Annotated in this window: 21 protein-coding genes; 14 read left to right on the top strand and 7 right to left on the bottom strand. The window is 68.0% G+C overall.

Translation table 11 applies throughout. The features are described 5' to 3' along the window. Positions 1-10: 10 nt before the first annotated feature. The 4 genes from kdsA to ftsB all read left to right on the top strand — a co-directional run bounded on the left by kdsA (position 11) and on the right by ftsB (position 3209). Positions 11-880 (top strand): 3-deoxy-8-phosphooctulonate synthase, encoded by an 870-nt coding sequence (kdsA, locus tag EPAKOI_RS05120; RefSeq protein ID WP_124684756.1) that lies wholly within the window; start codon positions 11-13, stop codon positions 878-880. 100 nt (positions 881-980) lie between these two features. Then, positions 981-1271 carry a DUF1330 domain-containing protein gene (locus EPAKOI_RS05125; RefSeq protein ID WP_124684755.1) on the top strand — a complete coding sequence of 97 codons (291 nt, stop codon included), beginning with the start codon at positions 981-983 and terminating at the stop codon, positions 1269-1271. 63 nt (positions 1272-1334) lie between these two features. Continuing rightward, entirely contained in the window at positions 1335-2624 is a 1290-nt protein-coding gene (gene eno, locus EPAKOI_RS05130) for a phosphopyruvate hydratase (RefSeq protein WP_124684754.1), read from the top strand. 243 nt (positions 2625-2867) lie between these two features. Then, positions 2868-3209 (top strand): cell division protein FtsB, encoded by a 342-nt coding sequence (gene ftsB / locus EPAKOI_RS05135; protein WP_124684753.1) that lies wholly within the window; start codon positions 2868-2870, stop codon positions 3207-3209. Between the two features lie 66 nt (positions 3210-3275). Here ftsB and EPAKOI_RS05140 read toward each other — a convergent pair whose 3' ends face one another. The 3 genes from EPAKOI_RS05140 to EPAKOI_RS05150 all read right to left on the bottom strand — a co-directional run bounded on the left by EPAKOI_RS05140 (position 3276) and on the right by EPAKOI_RS05150 (position 5395). Further along, positions 3276-3674: a hypothetical protein gene (locus tag EPAKOI_RS05140; protein ID WP_124684752.1), complete on the bottom strand. Its 399-nt coding sequence runs from the start codon at positions 3672-3674 to the stop codon at positions 3276-3278. 152 nt (positions 3675-3826) lie between these two features. Continuing rightward, a complete protein-coding gene (locus tag EPAKOI_RS05145) occupies positions 3827-4831 on the bottom strand; it encodes an Hsp33 family molecular chaperone HslO (RefSeq protein ID WP_423193135.1) in 1005 nt (334 codons plus the stop codon). A gap of 39 nt (positions 4832-4870) precedes the next feature. After that, the gene (locus EPAKOI_RS05150; protein WP_124684750.1) at positions 4871-5395 is read right to left on the bottom strand and encodes a gamma carbonic anhydrase family protein; all 525 of its coding nucleotides are present in this window, start codon (positions 5393-5395) and stop codon (positions 4871-4873) included. Between the two features lie 117 nt (positions 5396-5512). On the opposite strand from EPAKOI_RS05150, the gene EPAKOI_RS05155 reads away from it, so the two are divergent. Further along, positions 5513-6361, top strand: coding sequence for a ferritin-like domain-containing protein (locus tag EPAKOI_RS05155; RefSeq protein WP_423193136.1), 849 nt, complete (start codon positions 5513-5515; stop codon positions 6359-6361). Here EPAKOI_RS05155 and EPAKOI_RS05160 read toward each other — a convergent pair. Further along, a complete protein-coding gene (locus tag EPAKOI_RS05160; RefSeq protein ID WP_423193137.1) occupies positions 6358-8094 on the bottom strand; it encodes an acyl-CoA synthetase in 1737 nt (578 codons plus the stop codon). The two genes, EPAKOI_RS05155 and EPAKOI_RS05160, sit on opposite strands and share 4 nt — an antisense overlap. A 154-nt stretch (positions 8095-8248) precedes the next feature. Here EPAKOI_RS05160 and EPAKOI_RS05165 point away from each other — a divergent pair, with 154 nt between their 5' ends. Continuing rightward, a complete protein-coding gene (locus EPAKOI_RS05165) occupies positions 8249-9142 on the top strand; it encodes an alpha/beta fold hydrolase (RefSeq protein WP_423193138.1) in 894 nt (297 codons plus the stop codon). Positions 9143-9208: 66 nt separating this feature from the next. Here the strand turns inward: EPAKOI_RS05165 and EPAKOI_RS05170 are convergent, their stop codons facing one another. Beyond that, complete coding sequence (locus EPAKOI_RS05170; RefSeq protein WP_124684746.1) at positions 9209-10285, bottom strand: NAD(P)/FAD-dependent oxidoreductase; 1077 nt, start codon at positions 10283-10285, stop codon at positions 9209-9211. Between the two features lie 124 nt (positions 10286-10409). Here EPAKOI_RS05170 and EPAKOI_RS05175 point away from each other — a divergent pair, with 124 nt between their 5' ends. The 7 genes from EPAKOI_RS05175 (at position 10410) to EPAKOI_RS05205 (ending at position 16537) form a co-directional block, all read left to right on the top strand. Beyond that, entirely contained in the window at positions 10410-11255 is an 846-nt protein-coding gene (locus EPAKOI_RS05175) for a 3',5'-nucleoside bisphosphate phosphatase (RefSeq protein WP_124684745.1), read from the top strand. 30 nt (positions 11256-11285) lie between these two features. Then, positions 11286-11921: an L-threonylcarbamoyladenylate synthase gene (locus EPAKOI_RS05180; RefSeq protein ID WP_313838148.1), complete on the top strand. Its 636-nt coding sequence runs from the start codon at positions 11286-11288 to the stop codon at positions 11919-11921. 122 nt (positions 11922-12043) lie between these two features. Then, positions 12044-12709: a site-2 protease family protein gene (locus EPAKOI_RS05185; protein ID WP_124684743.1), complete on the top strand. Its 666-nt coding sequence runs from the start codon at positions 12044-12046 to the stop codon at positions 12707-12709. A gap of 49 nt (positions 12710-12758) precedes the next feature. Then, complete coding sequence (locus EPAKOI_RS05190) at positions 12759-13334, top strand: class I SAM-dependent methyltransferase (protein ID WP_423193139.1); 576 nt, start codon at positions 12759-12761, stop codon at positions 13332-13334. Positions 13335-13493: 159 nt separating this feature from the next. Further along, entirely contained in the window at positions 13494-14378 is an 885-nt protein-coding gene (gene dapA / locus EPAKOI_RS05195) for a 4-hydroxy-tetrahydrodipicolinate synthase (protein WP_124684741.1), read from the top strand. A gap of 58 nt (positions 14379-14436) precedes the next feature. After that, entirely contained in the window at positions 14437-15678 is a 1242-nt protein-coding gene (gene bamC / locus EPAKOI_RS05200) for an outer membrane protein assembly factor BamC (protein ID WP_313838142.1), read from the top strand. A 70-nt stretch (positions 15679-15748) separates the two neighbouring features. Then, positions 15749-16537, top strand: a complete 789-nt coding sequence (locus EPAKOI_RS05205) for an MBL fold metallo-hydrolase (protein WP_423193140.1) — start codon at positions 15749-15751, stop codon at positions 16535-16537. 100 nt (positions 16538-16637) lie between these two features. Here the strand turns inward: EPAKOI_RS05205 and EPAKOI_RS05210 are convergent, their stop codons facing one another. Continuing rightward, positions 16638-16874 (bottom strand): hypothetical protein, encoded by a 237-nt coding sequence (locus EPAKOI_RS05210; RefSeq protein ID WP_084003951.1) that lies wholly within the window; start codon positions 16872-16874, stop codon positions 16638-16640. A 198-nt stretch (positions 16875-17072) separates the two neighbouring features. Further along, positions 17073-18281 carry a JmjC domain-containing protein gene (locus tag EPAKOI_RS05215; RefSeq protein ID WP_423193141.1) on the bottom strand — a complete coding sequence of 403 codons (1209 nt, stop codon included), beginning with the start codon at positions 18279-18281 and terminating at the stop codon, positions 17073-17075. An 11-nt stretch (positions 18282-18292) separates the two neighbouring features. Here EPAKOI_RS05215 and EPAKOI_RS05220 point away from each other — a divergent pair, with 11 nt between their 5' ends. Beyond that, a complete protein-coding gene (locus EPAKOI_RS05220) occupies positions 18293-18832 on the top strand; it encodes an FKBP-type peptidyl-prolyl cis-trans isomerase (protein WP_124684737.1) in 540 nt (179 codons plus the stop codon). The last annotated feature ends 44 nt before the right edge of the window (positions 18833-18876 follow it).

Genomic DNA, 18876 nt, shown 5'->3' on the forward strand with positions numbered 1-18876 from the left:
GAGAGAAGCCATGAAACTGTGCGGATTCGATGTCGGCCTCGACAAGCCGTTCTTCCTGATCGCCGGCCCCTGTGTCATCGAGTCCGAGCAGATGGCACTCGACACGGCCGGCCAGTTGAAGGCCATCACGGCCGAGCTGGGCATCCCGTTCATCTACAAGTCGTCGTTCGACAAGGCCAACCGGTCGTCGGGCAAGTCGTTCCGCGGCCTGGGCATGGAGAAGGGTCTGGAGATCCTGGCCACGGTCAAGCGCGAGATTGGCGTGCCGGTGCTCACGGACATCCACGAGATCGACGAGATCAAGCCCGTCGCGGCCGTGGTGGACGTGCTGCAGACGCCGGCCTTCCTGTGCCGCCAGACCGATTTCATCCGCGCCTGCGCGCAGAGCGGCCGGCCGGTGAACATCAAGAAGGGCCAGTTCCTGGCGCCCCACGACATGAAGAACGTGATCGACAAGGCCCGCGACGCCGCGCGCGAAGCCGGCCTGGCCGACGACGTGTTCATGGCGTGCGAGCGCGGGGTCTCGTTCGGCTACAACAACCTGGTCTCGGACATGCGCTCGCTGGCGATCATGCGCGAGACCGGCGCCCCGGTGGTGTTCGACGCGACCCACTCGGTGCAGTTGCCGGGCGGCCAGGGCACCAGCTCGGGCGGCCAGCGCGAGTTCGTGCCGGTGCTGTCGCGGGCGGCCGTGGCCACCGGCGTGGCGGGCCTGTTCATGGAGACCCATCCGGACCCGAGCAAGGCGATGTCGGACGGTCCGAACGCGGTGCCGCTGTCGCGGATGAAGGAACTGCTGGCCGTGCTGAAGGACCTGGACACCCTGGTCAAGCGCGCCGGCTTCCTGGAAGACAACTTCGGCTGGCCGGCCTGCGCCTGACCCAGCCTGCAGTACCCGCCGCCCGCGCCCGCCGCGGGCGGTGTCGCTTCCGGCGACGCGCCGGTATCGAAAGACAATACAAAAGATTCGGAGATAGCGTATGGCCGCCGGCCTTATCATCGCGTACGTCGACGTGACCGACCCCCAGCAGTACGAGCAATACAAGGTGCTTTCCACGCGCGCCATGCAGGCGCACGGCGCCGAGGTGCTGGTGCGCGGCGGCCGGACCGAGCCGCTGGAGGGGGATTGGGCGCCGACGCGCGTGGTCGTGCTGAAGTTCCAGAGCTACGAGGCCGCCAAGGCTTTCTACGACAGCGAGGAATACCTGGCGGCGCGCCGCTCCCGCGAGCACGCGGCAAAGATGAACATGATCGTCGTGGAAGGCGCCTGAGACTTCCACCCGTCATCTTGCACGTAGAAGATTCACGAAGATTCAACAGTCCTGAGAGGAAATATGAGTGCAATCGTAGATATCATCGGTCGCGAGGTGCTGGACTCGCGCGGCAATCCCACGGTCGAGTGCGACGTGCTGCTGGAGTCGGGCGTGATGGGCCGCGCGGCCGTGCCGTCGGGCGCATCGACGGGCTCGCGTGAAGCCATCGAACTGCGTGACGGCGACAAGTCGCGCTACCTGGGCAAGGGCGTGCTGAAGGCCGTCGAGCACATCAACACCGAAATCTCCGAAGCCATCATGGGCCTGGACGCGTCCGAGCAGGCGTTCCTGGACCGCACGCTGATCGAGCTGGACGGCACCGAGAACAAGGGCCGCCTGGGCGCCAACGCCATGCTGGCCGTGTCGATGGCCGTGGCCAAGGCCGCCGCCGAAGAGGCCGGCCTGCCGCTGTACCGCTACTTCGGCGGTTCGGGCGCCATGCAGATGCCGGTGCCGATGATGAACATCGTCAACGGCGGCGCGCACGCCAACAACAGCCTGGACATCCAGGAATTCATGATCATGCCCGTGTCGCAGACCAGCTTCCGCGAAGCCCTGCGTTGCGGCGCCGAGGTGTTCCACGCGCTCAAGAAGATCCTGGCCGACAAGGGCATGTCCACGGCCGTGGGCGACGAAGGCGGCTTCGCGCCGAACTTCTCGTCGAACGAGGAATGCCTGAACACGATCGTCCAGGCCATCGAGAAGGCCGGCTACAAGGCAGGCGAGGACGTGCTGCTGGCGCTGGACTGCGCCGCGAGCGAGTTCTACCACGAGGCCGAGGACGCCTACGCGCTGGAAGGCGAGGGCCTGAAGCTGTCGTCGACGCAGTTTGCCGACTACCTGGCCAACCTGTGCGACAAGTTCCCGATCGTGTCGATCGAGGACGGCATGGCCGAGGGCGACTGGGAAGGCTGGAAGACGCTGACCGACAAGCTCGGCAAGCGTGTGCAGCTGGTGGGTGACGACCTGTTCGTGACCAACACCAAGATCCTGAAGGAAGGCATCGAGAAGGGCATCGGCAACTCGATCCTGATCAAGATCAACCAGATCGGCACGCTGACCGAGACGTTCGCCGCCATCGAGATGGCCAAGCGCGCCGGCTACACCGCCGTGATCTCGCACCGCTCGGGCGAGACCGAGGACAGCACCATCGCCGACATCGCCGTGGGCACCAACGCTGGCCAGATCAAGACTGGCTCGCTGTCGCGCTCGGACCGGATCGCCAAGTACAACCAGCTGATCCGCATCGAGGAAGACCTGGGCGACATCGCCACGTACCCGGGCAAGAGCGCGTTCTACAACCTGCGCTAAGCCCCGGCGCGCGGGTGGCCTGGCCGCCCGCACGCATGAAAAACGCCGCTGCCGGATTGCCGGCGCGGCGTTTTTTTCATCGAAGCTGTGGCGATTGTGCCGATGGCGGACGGCCGGCGCACCGTTGTTGCGCTTTGTAGCGTCTTTTGTTTTGCAATCTTCGGCCGCTTGATGGATCATTGGTGCCCATCGGAAACGTCCGACACGCCCTGACACGCCCTTTCCCTCGCGGCTTTTGCTCCGATGCGCCTGATTTCCCTGCTGCTGTTCGTGCTGTTGCTGGCCATTCAGTACCCGCTCTGGCTGGGCAAGGGCGGCTGGCTGCGCGTCTGGGACCTGAACCGCCAGGTGACCGAGCAGGCTACGCACAACCAGGGCCTGAAGCTGCGCAACGCCAAGCTGGAAGGGGAAGTGAAGGACCTGCAGGACGGCACCGGCGCCATCGAGGAACGAGCCCGCTACGAACTCGGCATGGTCAAGGACGACGAGGTGTTCGTCCAGTTCGTCGCCCCGGCGCCGAAGGTCAGCGCCACGCCGCCGCTGCCGCCGCCCGCGAATTCCGTCGCCGGTCGCGGCGGCCACTAGCCACCAGGGCCACCAAGCGGGCGGGCCGCTGCCGGCCCCGCCTCCTCCATCAAACCGGTATGCCGGTTACCACCAGCCGTACGGGTAGCCGCCCCAGCCGTAGCCGCCGTAGCCCGGTGTGCTGAATCCGACGCCGGCGCCCCAGCCGCTCCCCCATCCGCCCCCGCCCCATCCACCGTAGTAAAGACTCATGCTCGTGTTCGGGTAGGCGTACGCCGCGCGGCTCCATGCCGCGGCCTGCTGCTCGCTGGCCATCACGGCGGCCTGCTCGCGCAGGATCTGCTGGTTCAGCGTGGCCAGCCGCTCGCGCTCGGCGTCGTTGAGCGGGGCGGGCGGGGTGGACCCCGGCGCCAGGCGCGCCGTGGCGGGCACGCCGTTCACATCGCGCGGCACCGGCGCCGCGCAGCCGGCCAGCACGGCCGCGCCGACGGCCACGGCCAGCAGGGAAGGAAAGATCGCAGTCATGTCGGACTCCGTTCGGCGGCCGGAAAAGCGGGCCTGCCATCGCCAAGCATGCCATTGGACCCGGCGGACCGGGTGTGTGGTTCCGTACGGTGCGCCTGCCTGGCCGATGGTGGGCGCCGGTCTGCCGCATTGCGGAAACGGCGCCGCCCAGGTCAATGCTGCTGCTTCGCCCCGTCGCCGGCACCGGTCGCCACCGGCGACGTGAACAGTTGTGCCGCGTCCACCGGGTCGAACGCATAGCGCTGGCCGCAGAAGTCGCAGTGGATTTCCACCTCGCCGCGCTCGGCGATGATGCCTTCGATCTCTTCCTGGCCCAGCGTCTGCAGCATGCCGGCCACCTTGTCGCGCGAGCACGAGCAGGCGAAGTGCGGCGTCATCGGCTCGAACACGCGCAGGCCGGCGTTCTGCAGTTCTTCCCAGAACAGGCGGCGCAGCAGCGTGTCGGGCGATTCGGCCAGCAGTTCGTCTTCCTTGAGCGTGGCGCCAAGCTGGCAGGCGCGGTCCCAGGTGTCCAGGTCCTGCGGCTGGCCTTCGTCGGTCAGCGCGCTGCCGGTCTCGCCGATGCCCGCGCCGGCCGTGCCGCCATAGGCGGGCAGCTTCTGCAGCAGCATGCCGGCCGCTACCTGGTCGTTCGACGCCAGCCACAGGCGCGTGTCGAGCTGTTCGGACGCCTTCATGTAGTGCTCCAGCACCTCGGTCATCGTCGCCAGCGGGCCGTGCTCGTCGGCCAGCGGCACGATGCCCTGGTACGGCTGCTGGCCCGGCAGCTTGTCCTGCGGGTCCAGCGTGATGGCGAAGCGGCCCTTGCCGTGCACGTTCACAAGCTGCCTGAGCGTGGCGTCGTCGGGCACCTCGGCGCCCTCGGCCAGCTTGGCCGTGGCGCGCAGCGACAGGTCGGACAGGCATTCCACCACCAGCATCCGCACCGGGCCGTCACCGTGCAACTGCATGACCAGCGCGCCGTTGAACTTCAGGTTGGCCGACAGCAGCGCCGCGGCCGCCATCATCTCGCCCAGCACGCGCCGCACGGGCAGCGGGTAGGCGTGGCGGTTCAATACCTCTTGCCACGAGGCCTCCATGCGGACCAGTTCGCCACGCACGGGGGCGGCGTCGAACAGGAATTTCTGGAGCGTATCGGGATTCTGGGAAGCGGTCACGGTTCTGGTCTGTCGGTTGAAAGTGGCGGTCGGCGGGGGTCAGCCGATCCGCTTCAGTTGTGTCTTGTAGACGGCCTGGCGCCGGGCATACGTCTCGGCGTTGCGGTACAGGTTGGCCACGTCGTCGTCGGTCAGTTCGCGCACCACCTTGGCGGGCGCGCCCAGGATCAGCGACCGGTCCGGGAACACCTTGTTCTCGGTGATCACCGCGCCGGCCCCGACCAGGCATTCCTTGCCGATCACGGCGCCGTTCAGCACCACGGCCTGGATGCCGATCAGCGAGCCCTCGCCCACCGTGCAGCCGTGCAGCATGGCCTGGTGGCCCACGGACACCTTGTCGCCCAGCGTCAGCGGCCGGCCCGGATCGGTGTGCAGCACAGAGCCTTCCTGGATGTTGGTGTCCTCGCCCACGACGATCGGCTCGTTGTCGCCGCGGATCACCACGCCCGGCCAGGCACTGGCACGCGCCTTGAGCGTCACGTTGCCGATGATGGTGGCCTCGGCCGCCACATAGGCATCCTCGTGAATGGACGGGGCGATATCGCCGAGCTGGTAAAGCGCCATGGGGTCTCCTGCTGAATGTGCGTAATTGGGGATGGCCGCCCCGATTAAAAGAGCCCGATGGGGGCCGGACCGGTGCCGGCGAAGCTCTACAATGGCGGCTTCCCGAATTTTACGCCTATGCCAGTGATCGCACCCGCCGACATCGCTGAAGCGCCACATTCCGCACGCCGGCAGGCGCTGGACGTGCTGTGCATGACCGATGCCCGCGCCAAGGCCGCCGCCGCGCGGGCGCTGTACGCCCGGCTGCAGGCCGGCCAGGACACCATAGTCGATCCTGATGAAGTCCTCGTGGCGGCGCCCGGTGCCGTGCCCGGCCGGCCGGCGCGCCCGGAGCTGGTGCCGCCGATGCGCGTGGAGCGCCGCCGGTCCATCCACACCACGGCGGGCCGCGCGAACATGATCCACGCGCTGTGCCACATCGAGTTCAACGCCATCAACCTCGCGCTGGACGCCGTCTGGCGCTTCGCGGGCATGCCGCACGACTACTACCGCGACTGGCTGCGCGTGGCCGACGAGGAGGCGTACCACTTCACGCTGCTGGCCGACCACCTGCAGACGCTGGGCGCCACCTATGGCGACTTTCCGGCGCACAACAGCCTCTGGGAGATGACCGACAAGACGTCCGGCGACGTGCTCGCGCGCATGGCGCTGGTGCCGCGCACGCTGGAGGCGCGCGGGCTCGATGCCTCGCCGCCGGTGCGTGCCAAGCTGGCCGAGGCCGGCGACGCCGCCGCGGCCGCGATCATCGACATCATCCTGCGCGACGAAGTGGGCCACGTCGCCATCGGCAACCGCTGGTACCGCTGGCTCTGCGCCGGGCGCGGGCTGGAGCCGGTAGCCACCTACGCGCGGCTGGCCGAGCAGTACCAGGCGCCCAAGCTGCGCGGCCCGTTCAATCTCGACGCCCGGCGCGCGGCCGGGTTCGACGACGCCGAACTGGCCTGGCTCGAAGCCTCGGCCGGCTAGCCGGCGCGCTGCGCGGCCTGCTGCGCGCGCTCCTGCTCCATCAGCCGCAGCACGCGGCGCTGGATCTTGCCGGTGGTGGTCATCGGCAACTGGTCGATGAACTCGATGGCCTTGGGGTACTCGTACGGCGCCAGCTGGCCGCGCACGTGCTGCTGCAGCTCGGCCACCAGCGCCGCGTCGTTGTCGAACGACCGCGCCACGGCCGGCGTCAGCACGATGAACGCCTTGACGATGGCACCGCGCTCCGGGTCCGGCGACGGCACCACGGCGCAGTTCGATACGGCCGGATGCTTGAGCAGGCAGTTCTCGATCTCGCTGGGGCCGATGCGGTAGCCCGACGACTTGAACACGTCGTCGGCGCGGCCCTGGTACCACAGGTAGCCGTCGGCGTCGATGCGCGCCAGGTCGCCCGTGCGGCCCCAGCGCAGCCCGTCGTATTCCGAATACTTGCCGGCCGTGGCGGCCTCGTTCTTCCAGTAGCCCAGGAAGAAGACCGGGTCCGGATGGCCGTGGATGTCGGTGGCGCAGACCGCCACCTCGCCGTCCTCGCCGGGCGGGCAGGGCCGGCCGTCCTCGTCGATCACGGCCACGCGGTGGCCGGGGTAGGGCCGCCCCATCGATCCCGGCCGCGCCGGCCAGCCGAGCCGGTCGTCGTCGTACTGCGCCGTGCAGTTGCCCACGATGTAGTTGATCTCGGTCTGGCCGAACATCTCGTTGACGATCACGCCGAGCGCGTCGCGGCACCACGAGAACACGGTTTCGCCCACGGCCTCGCCGGCGCTCATGATCGCGCGCAGCTTGAGATCATATTTTTCCGAAGGCGCCGGGCATGCCTTCATCATCTGCTTGAGCGCCGTGGGGAACAGGAACGTGTTGGTCACGCCGTAGCGCGCCAGCAGCTCGAACGCGCGCTCGGCCGAAAACCGGCCCTGGTAGCCGACGATGGGCCGGCCGAAGTAGAGCGCCGGCATCAGCGCATCCCACAGGCCGCCGGTCCAGGCCCAGTCGGCGGGGCTCCAGAACACGTCGTCGTCCTGCGGATACCAGTTCTGCGAGCAGACAAAGCCGGTCAGGTTGCCGATCAGCGCGCGGTGCGGGATCAGCGCCCCCTTGGGCGGCCCGGTGGTGCCGCTGGTGTAGATCAGCACCGCCGCTTCGTCGGCCTTGGTCTGCTCGGCCGTGAAGGCGGGCAGTTGCGCGGCCAGCAGCGCATCCCAGTCCAGGTCGCCGCGCCCGGTGGCGTCGCCCACGCCGATGATGGTCTGCAGCGTCGGGCAGTTGGGGCGGGCGGCCAGCAGGTTGTCGATCGACGTCTCGTCGGCAATGGCCACGCGCGTCTCGCTGTGGTCGATCCGGTAGGACAGCGCCTCCGGGCCGAACAGCATCGACAGCGGCATGGCGATGGCGCCAAGCTGGTACACGGCCATGCCGGCGATCACGGTCTCGATGCGCTGGGGCATGACGATGGCCACGCGGTCGCCGCGCTGGACGCCCAACTCGCGCAGCGCGCGGGACAGCCGGTTGGCCTCGGCCTGGATATGGGCGTAGGGGTATGCCGCGCGGCGCCCGTCCTCGTGCTCGGTGTACACGGCAATGCGGTCGGCCGTGGCCGGGTCGCGCGCCCAGCGGCCGCAGCAGACTTCGGCCAGGTTGAAGAACTCGGGCACGTTCCAGTGGAACGCGTCATGCAGCGCGTGATAGTCGTCACGGCGCGTGGCCGGCAGGGCGGTCATGCGGTTGTCTCCAATGTTCTCGATCGTCCGGCGCGCCTTTCGTAGCCGTTTGGCTATAATCCGGCGAGCGAACGATCGTTCTATTTTTATCCGGGCCGCCGCGTGGCCAAGGCTGCGCGCGCATCAGAAGACCCGGGCACAGAGGGTAGACACCATGACCATCACGGAAACTTCGCGTTCCGAATTTATCACGCTGCGCGGCCTGCGCACGCACGTCCGCCACTGGGGCCAACCCGGGGCGCCCAAGCTGTTCATGCTGCACGGCTGGATGGACGTGGCCGCGTCGTTCCAGTTCCTGGTCGACGCCTTCACGCGCGACTGGCACGTGATTGCGATGGACTGGCGCGGGTTTGGCGAGACCGACTATCCCACGCGCTACCCGGGCACCCGCTCGTACTGGTTCCCCGACTACGTGGCCGACCTGGAGGCGCTGCTGGACCACTACCAGCCCGACGGGCAGGTGGACCTGGTGGGCCACAGCATGGGCGCCAACGTGGTGTGCATCTACGCCGGCGTGCGGCCCGAGCGGGTGCGGCGCGTGGTGGACCTGGAAGGCTTCGGCCTCACGCGCACCCGCCCCGAGCAGGCGCCGGGCCGGCTGGCGCGCTGGCTGGACGAACTGCGCACGGCGCCGGAACTGAAGACCTACGAGAGCGAGGCCGCCGTGGCGGCGCGGTTGCAGAAGACCAACCCGCGCCTGCCGGACGACCGAGCGGCGTTCCTGGCCGCGCACTGGTCGCGCCGCAACGACGCGGGCCGCTGGGAAATCCTGGGCGACGCGGCCCACAAGATGACCAACCCCACGCTGTACCGCATCGACGAGATCATGGCGATCTGGGCCCGAGTCACCGCGCCCGTGCTGCACGTGGAAGCGCGCGATTCGGCCACGCTGGTCCATATCGCCCACAAGCAGAGCATCGAGGAGTTCAAGGAACGCTTTCGCGCCTTCCCGGACTTCCGCGAGGTGTTCGTCGACGACGCCGGGCACATGCTGCACCACGACCAGCCAGCGGTGGTGGCGAGGTTGATCGAGGAATTTCTGGCGTAAGTACGATCTTCGCCAGGTTTGTTTCCCTTCCCCGCACGGCGGGAGAGGAAAGCTGAACCCAATCCCTTACCCGTGCGTCAGCTTTTCCTTGAGCGCTGCGTTGTTGCTCGTGTGCACGTGCACGAGCGCCTTGTCGGGGAAGGCGTAGTGGTAGGCCTTGCGCAGGGCCAGCGCGGCTTCGTGGAAGCCGGAGAGAATCAGTTTCTGCTTGTTCGGATAGACCGCGATGTCGCCGGCCGCGAAGATGCCGCGGCGGGACGTTTCGTAGGTGGTCGTGTCGTCGATCTGGATGCGGCCGGCGCGCATGGCCAGGTCCCAGTGGGCGATGGGCCCGGGCTCGGAGACCAGCCCGTACAGCGCGACGAGTTCGTCGGCCGGCACCGTGTGGTCGCCGTCGCGGGTCTTGATGCCGGCCTCGGTCAGCGCGCCCGACGCGTCGGTCTGCAGGCTGCCGAGCATGCCGACGACGAAATCCATCTCGCCGGCGTCCACGGCCGCGCGCATGGCGGCCACGGTGTGGTCCGCCGCGCGAAAGCCCTCGCGCCGGTGCAGCAGCGTGACGCGCGCGGCCACGCCGCGCAGGGCCAGCGCCCAGTCCAGTGCCGAATCGCCGCCGCCGGCCACGATCACGCGCTTGCCGGCAAAGCGCGACAGGTCGCGCACGGCGTAGTGCACGTGGCGGTCTTCCAGCGCCGCCGCCTCGGGCAGCGACACGCGCTGCGGCGCGAAGGCCCCGGCGCCGGCGCAGATCAGCACCGCCGCCACGTCGAACCGCTTGCCGCCGTCGGTTGTCACCAGCAGCCGCGGATGGCCGTCGGCGCCCGTGGTGTCGCTGACCGACTGCGCGCGCTGTCCGAAATGCATGGGCTGGGCAAACGGCGCGCATTGTTCGAGCAGCCGGTCCACCAGTTCCTGCGCCAGGCAGCCCGGCACGGCCGGGATGTCGTAGATCGGCTTTTCGGGATAGAGCTCGGTGCACTGGCCGCCGGCGCGGTCCAGCACGTCGATCAGCTCGCACCTGAGCCCGAGCACGCCGGCCTGGAACGCCGCGAACAGGCCCACGGGGCCGGCGCCGACGATCAGCACGTCGGTCTGGATGGTTTCCGGGGTCGGGGTGGCGTGGGCGCTGGGCGTGGAGGACATGGCGGAACAGGCGGTCGAGGCGGTTGCAACAAGGCCCCCATCATACCGCGCGGGCTGCCGCAATCCGGACACGCCACCGCTGGCGGCAGGGCTAAAAAACCCTTCCGGGAGTAGAATGGCAGCCATGCAAAATGCCCACGCCGTCAACGCCGACCTGCACTGCCATTCCACCGTGTCCGACGGGATGCTGCCCCCGTCCGAGGTGGCCGCGCGGGCGCATGCCGGAGGCGTGGCGTTCTGGGCCCTGACCGACCACGACGAGGTGGGTGGCCAGACCGAGGCGCGCGCCGCCGCCGAGGCGCTGGGCATGCGCTACGTGCCCGGCGTCGAGATTTCCGTCACCTGGGCCGGGCAGACCGTCCACATCGTCGGCCTGCAGATCGACCCGTTCAACGCCGACCTGATCGATGGCCTGGCACGCACCCGCGATGGCCGGGCCCGCCGCGCGCAGGACATCGGCGAGGCGCTGGCGAAGGTGGGCATCCCCGATGCCTACCAGGGCGCGCTGCGCTACGTCGGCAATCCGGACCTGATCTCGCGCACGCACTTCGCGCGCTGGCTCGTGGACGAAGGCCGCTGCAAGACCATCGGCGACGTGTTCAGCGAGTACCTGTCCGAGGGCCGGCCGGGCTTCGTGCCGCACCGCTGGTCGTCGCTGGCCGAGGCCGTGGGCTGGATCCGCGGCGCGGGCGGCATCGCCGTGATGGCCCACCCGGGCCGCTACAACTACACGCCGCTGCAGCACGACGCGCTGTTCGACGAATTCACGCAGCTCGGCGGCCGGGCCGTCGAGGTGGTGACCGGCAGCCATACCCCGGACCAGTTCCGCCGCTATGCCGACGTGGCGCGCCACTACGGCCTGCTGGCCTCGCGCGGGTCTGATTTCCACGGTCCCGGCGAAGGCCGCGTGGAAATCGGCACGCTGCCCCCGCTGCCGTCGGACGTGACGCCGGTCTGGCACGACTGGTAAGCTGATCCGTCCCGACTTTCCGCGCCTTCCATGTCCCAGTATTTCGAGATCCATCCCGACAACCCCCAGGCGCGGCTGGTCAAGCAGGCCGCGCAGATCCTGCAGAAGGGCGGCCTGATCGCGCTGCCCACCGATTCCAGCTACGCGCTGGCCTGCCAGCTCGACGACAAGTCGGCCGTGGAGCGGCTGCGCCGGCTGCGCGGCATCGACGAGAAACACCACCTGACGCTGATGTGCAGCGACCTGTCGGAACTCGGCAACTTCGCCCGGGTCGATAACCGCCAGTACCGCTGGATCAAGGGCGCCACGCCGGGGCCGTACGTGTTCATCCTGGAAGCCACCAAGGAAGTGCCGCGGCGGCTGTCGCATCCGGCCCGCAAGACCATCGGCGTGCGCGTGCCCGGACATGCGATTCCGCTGGCGCTGGTGGCCGAGCTGGGCCAGCCGCTGATTTCCGCGACGTTGCAGATGCCCGGGGACGAGGCGCCGATGAACGAGCCGTCCGAGATCCGCGCCCGGCTGGAAAAGCAGCTCGACCTGGTGATCTGCGGCGGCCCGGCGCCGGCCCAGCCGACCACCGTGATCGACCTGACCAGCGGCGAGCCCGAACTGGTGCGGGCCGGGCGGGGCGACGTCGAGCGCTTCGGCCTGACGGCCGCCGCCTGATTACCTGATCCCGCAGCCGTGGCGCGCCATGTTTCCGTCGGCCCGCCATTTTTGATACATACCGCACACCCGCGGACATGCCGGACAGCCTTGCGCGCCGGCGGCCCGATAGAATAGCCCGCATGGATTCCTCGATCGTCCAGACCCTCGCCGTATATGCGCTGCCCGTGCTGTTCGCCATCACGCTGCACGAGGCCGCCCACGGCTACGTGGCCAAGTATTTCGGCGACAACACCGCCTGGCTGCTGGGCCGCGTGAGCCTGAACCCGGTGCGCCATATCGACCCGATCGGCACCGTGGCCGTGCCGCTGCTGCTGTATTTCCTGACGGCCGGGCAGTTCGTGTTCGGCTTTGCCAAGCCGGTGCCGGTGGTGTTCAGCCACCTGCGCAACCCGCGCTGGCACGGCATGTGGGTGGCGCTGGCCGGCCCGGCCAGCAATATCGCGCAGGCGTTTCTGTGGGCGCTGGTGGCCGTGGGGCTGGCGCTGGCCCAGGTGCAGGAGCCGTTCTGGGCCCAGATGGCGCGGGCTGGCATCCTGGTCAATGCCGTGGTGGCCGCGTTCAACCTGTTCCCGATCCCGCCGCTCGATGGCGGCCGCGTGCTGACCGCATTCCTGCCTCAGTCGATGGCCGCCGCCGTGGCTCGCATCGAGCCCTATGGCATCTTCATCGTGCTGGCGCTGGTGGCCGCGGGCGTCATCACGCGGATCTGGATGCAGCCGGTGATGACCGCGCTGCTGTCGCTGGTGGAGTTCATGCTGCGGCCGGTGCTGATGATCCTCCAGTAGCGGCATACCCGCCGCCCGCCGTTTCCCATATCCCGATTCTTCGCCGCGCATGACCCCGACGCATCCGCCACTTGCCGCGCCATCCCCCTGGCTGACCCGCTGGGCCCACCTGATCCGGCCCGGCGGCCGGGTGCTTGACCTGGCCTGCGGCAGCGGGCGCCATGCCGCCTGGCTGGCCGGCCAGGGGTTTGCGGTGCTGGCCGTGGACCGCGATGCCGACGCCGTGGCGGGGCTGCCCGCCGGCGTGCAGGGGCGCGTGGCGGACCTGGAGCAGGGCACCTGGCCGCTGGCCGATGACGGCCCGTTCGACGCCGTGGTGGTCACCAACTACCTCCATCGCCCGCTCTGGCCGCACCTGCTGGACGCGTTGGCGCCGGGCGGTGTGCTGGTCTACGAGACCTTCGCGGCCGGCAACGAGACGGTCGGCAAGCCGTCGCGGCCCGATTTCCTGCTGCGGCCGGGCGAATTGCTCGATGTGGTGCGCGGCCGGCTGCGCGTGGTGGGTTACGAGGACGGCACGCTGGAATCGACCCGCACCGCCTTCGTCCAGCGGCTGTGTGCCGTGCGGGAGGCGCCGGGCGGCCATTCCGACGGCGCGCCGCCGCGCTACCGGCTGCCCGGCTGAGGCGCCGGGGGCGCACCGCGCGGGGCGGCGCCGCTGTCAGCGAGACGGCCCCGCCACACGTTACGCCCGTTAACGTTTTCCCTCATTGATAGGGGGTCCGGAGCCCCTGACGGTTCCGGTACAATCCCGGTTGTCCGAATTTCCCGAATTCCCTGAGATATGACACAGATTACCGGCAGCATCGTGGCCATCGTCACCCCGATGCATGAGGACGGCAGCCTGGACTACCCGGCCCTGCGCAACCTCATCGACTGGCATGCGGCGGAAGGCACCGATGGCATCGTGATCGTGGGTACCACGGGCGAGTCGCCGACGGTCAACGTCGAGGAACACTGCGAGCTGATTCGCGTGGCGGTGGAGCAGTCGGCCGGCCGCGTGCACATCATCGCGGGTACGGGCGGCAATTCCACGCGCGAGGCGATCGAGCTGACCGCTTTTGCCAAGCGGGTGGGTGCCGATGCGTCGCTGCAGGTCGTGCCGTACTACAACAAGCCGACCCAGGAAGGGATGTACCGCCATTTCCGCACCATCGCGGAAGCCGTGGACCTGCCGGTGGTGCTCTACAATGTGCCCGGCCGTACCGTGGCGGACATGAGCAACGAGACGATCCTGCGGCTGGCACAGGTGCCGGGCATCGTGGGCGTGAAGGAAGCCACCGGCAACATCGACCGGGCCGCGCAGCTCATCAAGGACGCGCCCGAGTCGTTCGCGGTCTACAGCGGCGACGATCCGACCGCCGTCGCACTGATCCTGCTTGGCGGCAAGGGCAATATCTCGGTGACCGCCAACGTGGCGCCGCGCAAGATGCACGAGATGTGCGCGGCCGCCCTGAAGGGCGACGTGGTCACGGCCCGCCGCCTGCACATGGAACTGATCGACCTCAACCGCGCGATGTTCGTCGAGGCCAATCCGATCCCCGTGAAGTGGGCGCTCCAGCAGATGGGCAAGATGGGTGGCGGTATCCGCCTGCCGCTGACCCCGCTGGCGGAAGGCCAGCACGAAACCGTGCGCCGCGCGCTGGCAGCGGCCGGCCTGCTGGGCTGAGATTCGCCGGCTGAACGTTCGGCTATTCGCCGATTCTTGAAACCAGGATTACGTGTCAATGAAACAGAAGCTTAACCGTCGCGGCGCGACGCAGGTTCGCCGTGTCGCAGTGGTTGCGCCCATGCTGGCGCTGACGCTGATTGCCGGCTGCAGCAGCATCAACGAGGCAATGCAGCCCGACAAGATCGACTACAAGTCCCAGGGCAAGAAGACCGCTTCGCTGGATATTCCGCCGGACCTGACGAAGCTCGAAGGCGATCGCCGCTACACCGTGCCCGACGCCGCGGGCACGTCGACGCTGTCGAACTACCAGCAGGCCACCAAGACCCGCGAGGCCGAGCCGGCGACGAACGTGCTGCCGTCCACGCAGGGCATCCGCATGGAGCGCGACGGCAACCAGCGCTGGCTGGTGATCAGCAACGGCATGCGCGCCGACCAGCTCTGGGAGTCGCTGCGCGGCTTCTGGCAGGAAAACGGCTTCCTGCTGACGCAGGACTCGCCGCAGACCGGCATCATGGAAACGGACTGGGCCGAGAACCGCGCCAAGATTCCGCAGGACATCATCCGCAACACGATCGGCAAGGTGTTCGACGGCCTGTACTCGACCTCCGAGCGCGACAAGTTCCGCACCCGCGTGGAGCGGGCCCAGAACGGCCAGCTGGAGGTGTTCATCAGCCACCGCGGCGCGCAGGAACAACTGACCGGCGTGGACAAGTCGACGACGGTCTGGACGCCGCGTCCGGCCGATCCGGAACTGGAAGCCGAATTCCTGTCGCGCCTGGCCCAGCGCCTGGGCGTGCAGAAGGAGCAGGCCACCCAGATGGCCAAGAACCCGACGCCGGTGGGCAACGCCGCCGCGCCGGCACCGGCACCGTCGGCCAGCGCCACCGGCATCGGTGCGGCTGCTGCCACGGGTGCCTCCGGCGACGCCGAAGGCAAGTCTTTCCTGAGCCAGGTCAATGGCACGCCGGCGCTGCAACTGCCGGAGCCGTTCGATCGCGCCTGGCGTTCGGTCGGCCTGTCGCTGGACCGTGTGAACTTCACGGTGGAAGACCGCGACCGCGCCCAGGGCCTGTACTACGTGCGCTACGTCGATCCGAAGCAGGCGGTGGACGATCGCGGCTTTTTCTCGAAGCTGTTCACCAAGGCCAACGACGGCAAGACCGCGAAGAAGTATCGCGTCTCGCTGAAGGGCAGCGGCACGGGCACCACGGTCACCGTGCAGAACGACGCCGGCCAGCCGGAAAACACCGAAGTCAGCAAGCGCATCCTGTCGCTGCTGGACGAACAGCTGCATTGATGTTCGTTTTTTGTTGCAATTTGATGCCGACGGCGCCCGCCGTCGGGCATCGCCCCCGGCGAGCGCATCGATGATGCGCTTTGCTTTTTTGGGCAGCGGCAGCGACGGTAACGCGCTGCTGATCGAGGCTGGCGAGGGCGTCTCCGTGACGCGCGTGCTGCTGGACTGCGGCTTCGGCATCAAGGAGACGTCGCGGCGGCTGGAGCGGCTGGGCGTATCGCCCGACGACCTCGACGCCGTGCTGGTCACGCACGAGCATGGCGACCACGTGGGCTCGGCCTACGCGTTTGCCGCGCGCCACAAGCTGCCCGTCCACACGAGCCACGGCACCTGGCTGGCCACGTCCCATATGCGCGGCGCCGACCAGGCCGACGTGCGCGTCTGCTGCGCCGACCATGTCTTCTCCGTAGGCGGGCTCCAGATCCATCCCTATACGGTGCCGCACGATGCGCGCGAGCCGCTGCAGTTCGTGCTGACCGATGGCGACGCGCGGCTGGGCGTGCTGACCGACGCCGGCATGGAAACGCCCTATGTGACGGCGCGGCTGGCCGGCGTGCACGCGCTGGTGCTGGAATGCAACCACGACCGGGACATGCTGCAGAACTCGGCCTATCCGTGGTCGCTCAAGCGGCGGATCGGCGGCGATTTCGGCCATCTGGCGAACGATATCGCCGGCAGCATCCTGTCGCGGGTTGCCCACACGGGGCTGTCGCGCGTGGTGGCGGCGCACCTGAGCAAGCAGAACAACACGCGGGAACTGGCGGCCGGCGCGCTGGCGGCGGCGCTGGGGGTCTTGCCTGAGGAAATTCTGATCGCGGATCAGGAGGAAGGGCTGGGCTGGCAGCCGGTGCGGGCATAATCGGCGTAGCCGCCGGCGCCGCTAATGTGGAGGCGTCAGATAATCGCCCAAACAAAAAGCCGACCCGAAGGTCGGCTTTTTGTTTTTCGGAAAGATCCGATTACTGCTTGGCAGCCGGAGCCGAAGCGTCAGCAGCCGGGGCCGATGCGTCAGCGGCCGGAGCCGAAGCGTCAGCAGCCGGAGCAGCGGCCGGAGCCGATGCGTCAGCAGCCGGAGCAGCAGCGGCCGGAGCCGAAGCAGCCGTGTCAGCGGCCGGAGCGGCAGCTTCTTCCTTCTTGCCGCAAGCGGCCAGGGCAACAGCAGCCAGCAGGGATGCGATCAGGAGAGACTTCTTCATTGTTCGTCCTTTAACTTTTAATAAAACGAAAACAGGCGATGAATAATTACCGGTAATTATCGCTCTTGTGCTGCAAATATAGGCTCTCCCGGGTGCCGACAGTGCAGTGGTCCACAGTACTAGCCAGCGGGCGATTATATCCGCGTTTTCCCGCCTTGTGTACAGCGAAAATATGCCGGTTCATTCTGTTACGCAAAATTACACACGTGCCGGCGCAAACTGCAACCAGCCCTCCATGGCCCAGTCATGGAACGTGTCCATGAGATCCGGAAGCGCCGCGCACGCGGCCACTTCCGTGGCCGTCAGTTGACGGTGGTCAGCCAGCCTGCGCAGCCATTTTGCTAGCGGCGGGGGCGGCTCGTAGGCTTCGCCGTTCAGGAAGAAGTGCGTGCGATCGTATAGCGCTATGGAAGCCGGAGCAAGGACCACGCCATGCGCCTTGGCCAGCTTCGTGTACTGCTTCAGGCTGATTTCGGCCACCTCGTCGAACTGCACCGACGGCTTGGGCTCAGACAGGTACGACCCCAGGAACTCGGACACCATGCCCGCGTTCCACTTCAGCGACTGCAGCCGCTCGGCCACGGTCTTGGCAAGCCCGGCCGGCAACTGCGCCGGGGTGGCCGTGGCGGCCTCGCCGGCATCGGCGTAGCGGCCATCGAGCCCCTCGTTGTGTTCCACCGTCTCCGACAACCACGCGAGGAAGTGCCCGGCCAGCTCGCGATAGGCGGGCGCACGGAAGCCGATGGAGGCGGTCATGCATTCGCCCTCGGCGATGCCGTCGTGCGCGTACTGCGGCGGCAGGTACAGCATGTCGCCCGGCTCCAGTACCCACTCCTGCTCGGCGCTGAAGTCCGACAGGATTTTCAGCGGCATGTCCGGGATCAAATCGAGCTTGGTCTGCGACGAAATGCGCCAGCGGCGCCGGCCCGATACTTGCAGCAGGAACACGTCATACGAATCGAAGTGCGGACCCACGCCGCCGCCGTCGGTGGCGTAGCTGATCATCACGTCGTCGAGCCGCGCATCGGGCACGAAGCGGAACTGGCTCATCAGCTCGGCCGCGGCCCGGCTGTGCAGGTTCACGCCCTGGACCAGCAGCGTCCACTTGCCAGTCTTGCGTGACGGCAGGTTGTCTTCGGCGAACGGGCCATGTTCGAGCTTCCAGCGGTTGCGAAAGTACGACACCAGGCGTGACTCCACGTCGTCGTGGTCGGCCAGTTCGAAAAGCGCTTCGCGCGACACAGGGGGCACGATTCCGGGCACGGCCTGTCGAATCAGCAACGGTTTGCGGTGCCAGACGTCGCGCATGAAGGCCGCGGGCGTCATGCCCCCGAGCAGCGTGAGCGGTGCGTCGGGATCAAGGGGGCCCGCAGGCAGGGCCTGCGCGTATAATGCGGAATCGCTCATGGAGTCAAGAATTGAAAATCGCTAAGAACACGGTGGTGTCCGTTGTGTACAAGCTGTCGGACGCGCAGGGCAATCTCATCGAGGAATCCGATGAGCCCATGGTCTACTTGCACGGCGGGTATGATGGCACGTTCCCCAAGATCGAGGAAGCGCTGGACGGCCACGACGCCGGCTTCCAGACCGAGCTTCAGCTCGAGCCCGAAGACGCGTTCGGCGACTACGACGCCGAGCTGGTGAAGGTGGAGCCGCGCGACCGTTTTCCCGAGCCGCTCGAAGTGGGCATGCAGTTCGAGGGCGTGCCCGAGGACGGCGACGACGAAGATTCCATCATCTACACGGTGACCGACGTTGCCGAAGACAAGGTGGTGCTGGACGGCAACCATCCGCTGGCCGGCATGGCGCTGCGCTTCTGGCTCAAGGTGTCGGAAGTCCGCGAGGCCACGAGCGAGGAAGTCGAGCACGGCCACGCGCATGGCGCCTCGGGCATCGAGGTCGTTGACGAGGACGAGGAAGAAGGCGGCGAGGGCAACAGCCCGCGCACGCTGCACTGAACCCGTCGAGCGATACGCGACAGGTCATCGCGAACACGAGAAAA

This window comes from Cupriavidus sp. H18C2 (assembly GCF_049393795.1).
Taxonomy (GTDB): Bacteria; Pseudomonadota; Gammaproteobacteria; order Burkholderiales; family Burkholderiaceae; genus Cupriavidus; species Cupriavidus pauculus_C.

Coding starts and splice junctions, on each gene's coding strand:
- kdsA (WP_124684756.1), top strand. CDS start 11: ATGAAACTGTGCGGATTCGATGTCGGCCTCGACAAGCCGTTCTTCCTG.
- EPAKOI_RS05125 (WP_124684755.1), top strand. CDS start 981: ATGGCCGCCGGCCTTATCATCGCGTACGTCGACGTGACCGACCCCCAG.
- eno (WP_124684754.1), top strand. CDS start 1,335: ATGAGTGCAATCGTAGATATCATCGGTCGCGAGGTGCTGGACTCGCGC.
- ftsB (WP_124684753.1), top strand. CDS start 2,868: ATGCGCCTGATTTCCCTGCTGCTGTTCGTGCTGTTGCTGGCCATTCAG.
- EPAKOI_RS05140 (WP_124684752.1), bottom strand. CDS start 3,674: ATGACTGCGATCTTTCCTTCCCTGCTGGCCGTGGCCGTCGGCGCGGCC.
- EPAKOI_RS05150 (WP_124684750.1), bottom strand. CDS start 5,395: ATGGCGCTTTACCAGCTCGGCGATATCGCCCCGTCCATTCACGAGGAT.
- EPAKOI_RS05155 (WP_423193136.1), top strand. CDS start 5,513: ATGCCAGTGATCGCACCCGCCGACATCGCTGAAGCGCCACATTCCGCA.
- EPAKOI_RS05160 (WP_423193137.1), bottom strand. CDS start 8,094: ATGACCGCCCTGCCGGCCACGCGCCGTGACGACTATCACGCGCTGCAT.
- EPAKOI_RS05165 (WP_423193138.1), top strand. CDS start 8,249: ATGACCATCACGGAAACTTCGCGTTCCGAATTTATCACGCTGCGCGGC.
- EPAKOI_RS05170 (WP_124684746.1), bottom strand. CDS start 10,285: ATGTCCTCCACGCCCAGCGCCCACGCCACCCCGACCCCGGAAACCATC.
- EPAKOI_RS05175 (WP_124684745.1), top strand. CDS start 10,410: ATGCAAAATGCCCACGCCGTCAACGCCGACCTGCACTGCCATTCCACC.
- EPAKOI_RS05180 (WP_313838148.1), top strand. CDS start 11,286: ATGTCCCAGTATTTCGAGATCCATCCCGACAACCCCCAGGCGCGGCTG.
- EPAKOI_RS05185 (WP_124684743.1), top strand. CDS start 12,044: ATGGATTCCTCGATCGTCCAGACCCTCGCCGTATATGCGCTGCCCGTG.
- EPAKOI_RS05190 (WP_423193139.1), top strand. CDS start 12,759: ATGACCCCGACGCATCCGCCACTTGCCGCGCCATCCCCCTGGCTGACC.
- dapA (WP_124684741.1), top strand. CDS start 13,494: ATGACACAGATTACCGGCAGCATCGTGGCCATCGTCACCCCGATGCAT.
- bamC (WP_313838142.1), top strand. CDS start 14,437: ATGAAACAGAAGCTTAACCGTCGCGGCGCGACGCAGGTTCGCCGTGTC.
- EPAKOI_RS05205 (WP_423193140.1), top strand. CDS start 15,749: ATGATGCGCTTTGCTTTTTTGGGCAGCGGCAGCGACGGTAACGCGCTG.
- EPAKOI_RS05210 (WP_084003951.1), bottom strand. CDS start 16,874: ATGAAGAAGTCTCTCCTGATCGCATCCCTGCTGGCTGCTGTTGCCCTG.
- EPAKOI_RS05215 (WP_423193141.1), bottom strand. CDS start 18,281: ATGAGCGATTCCGCATTATACGCGCAGGCCCTGCCTGCGGGCCCCCTT.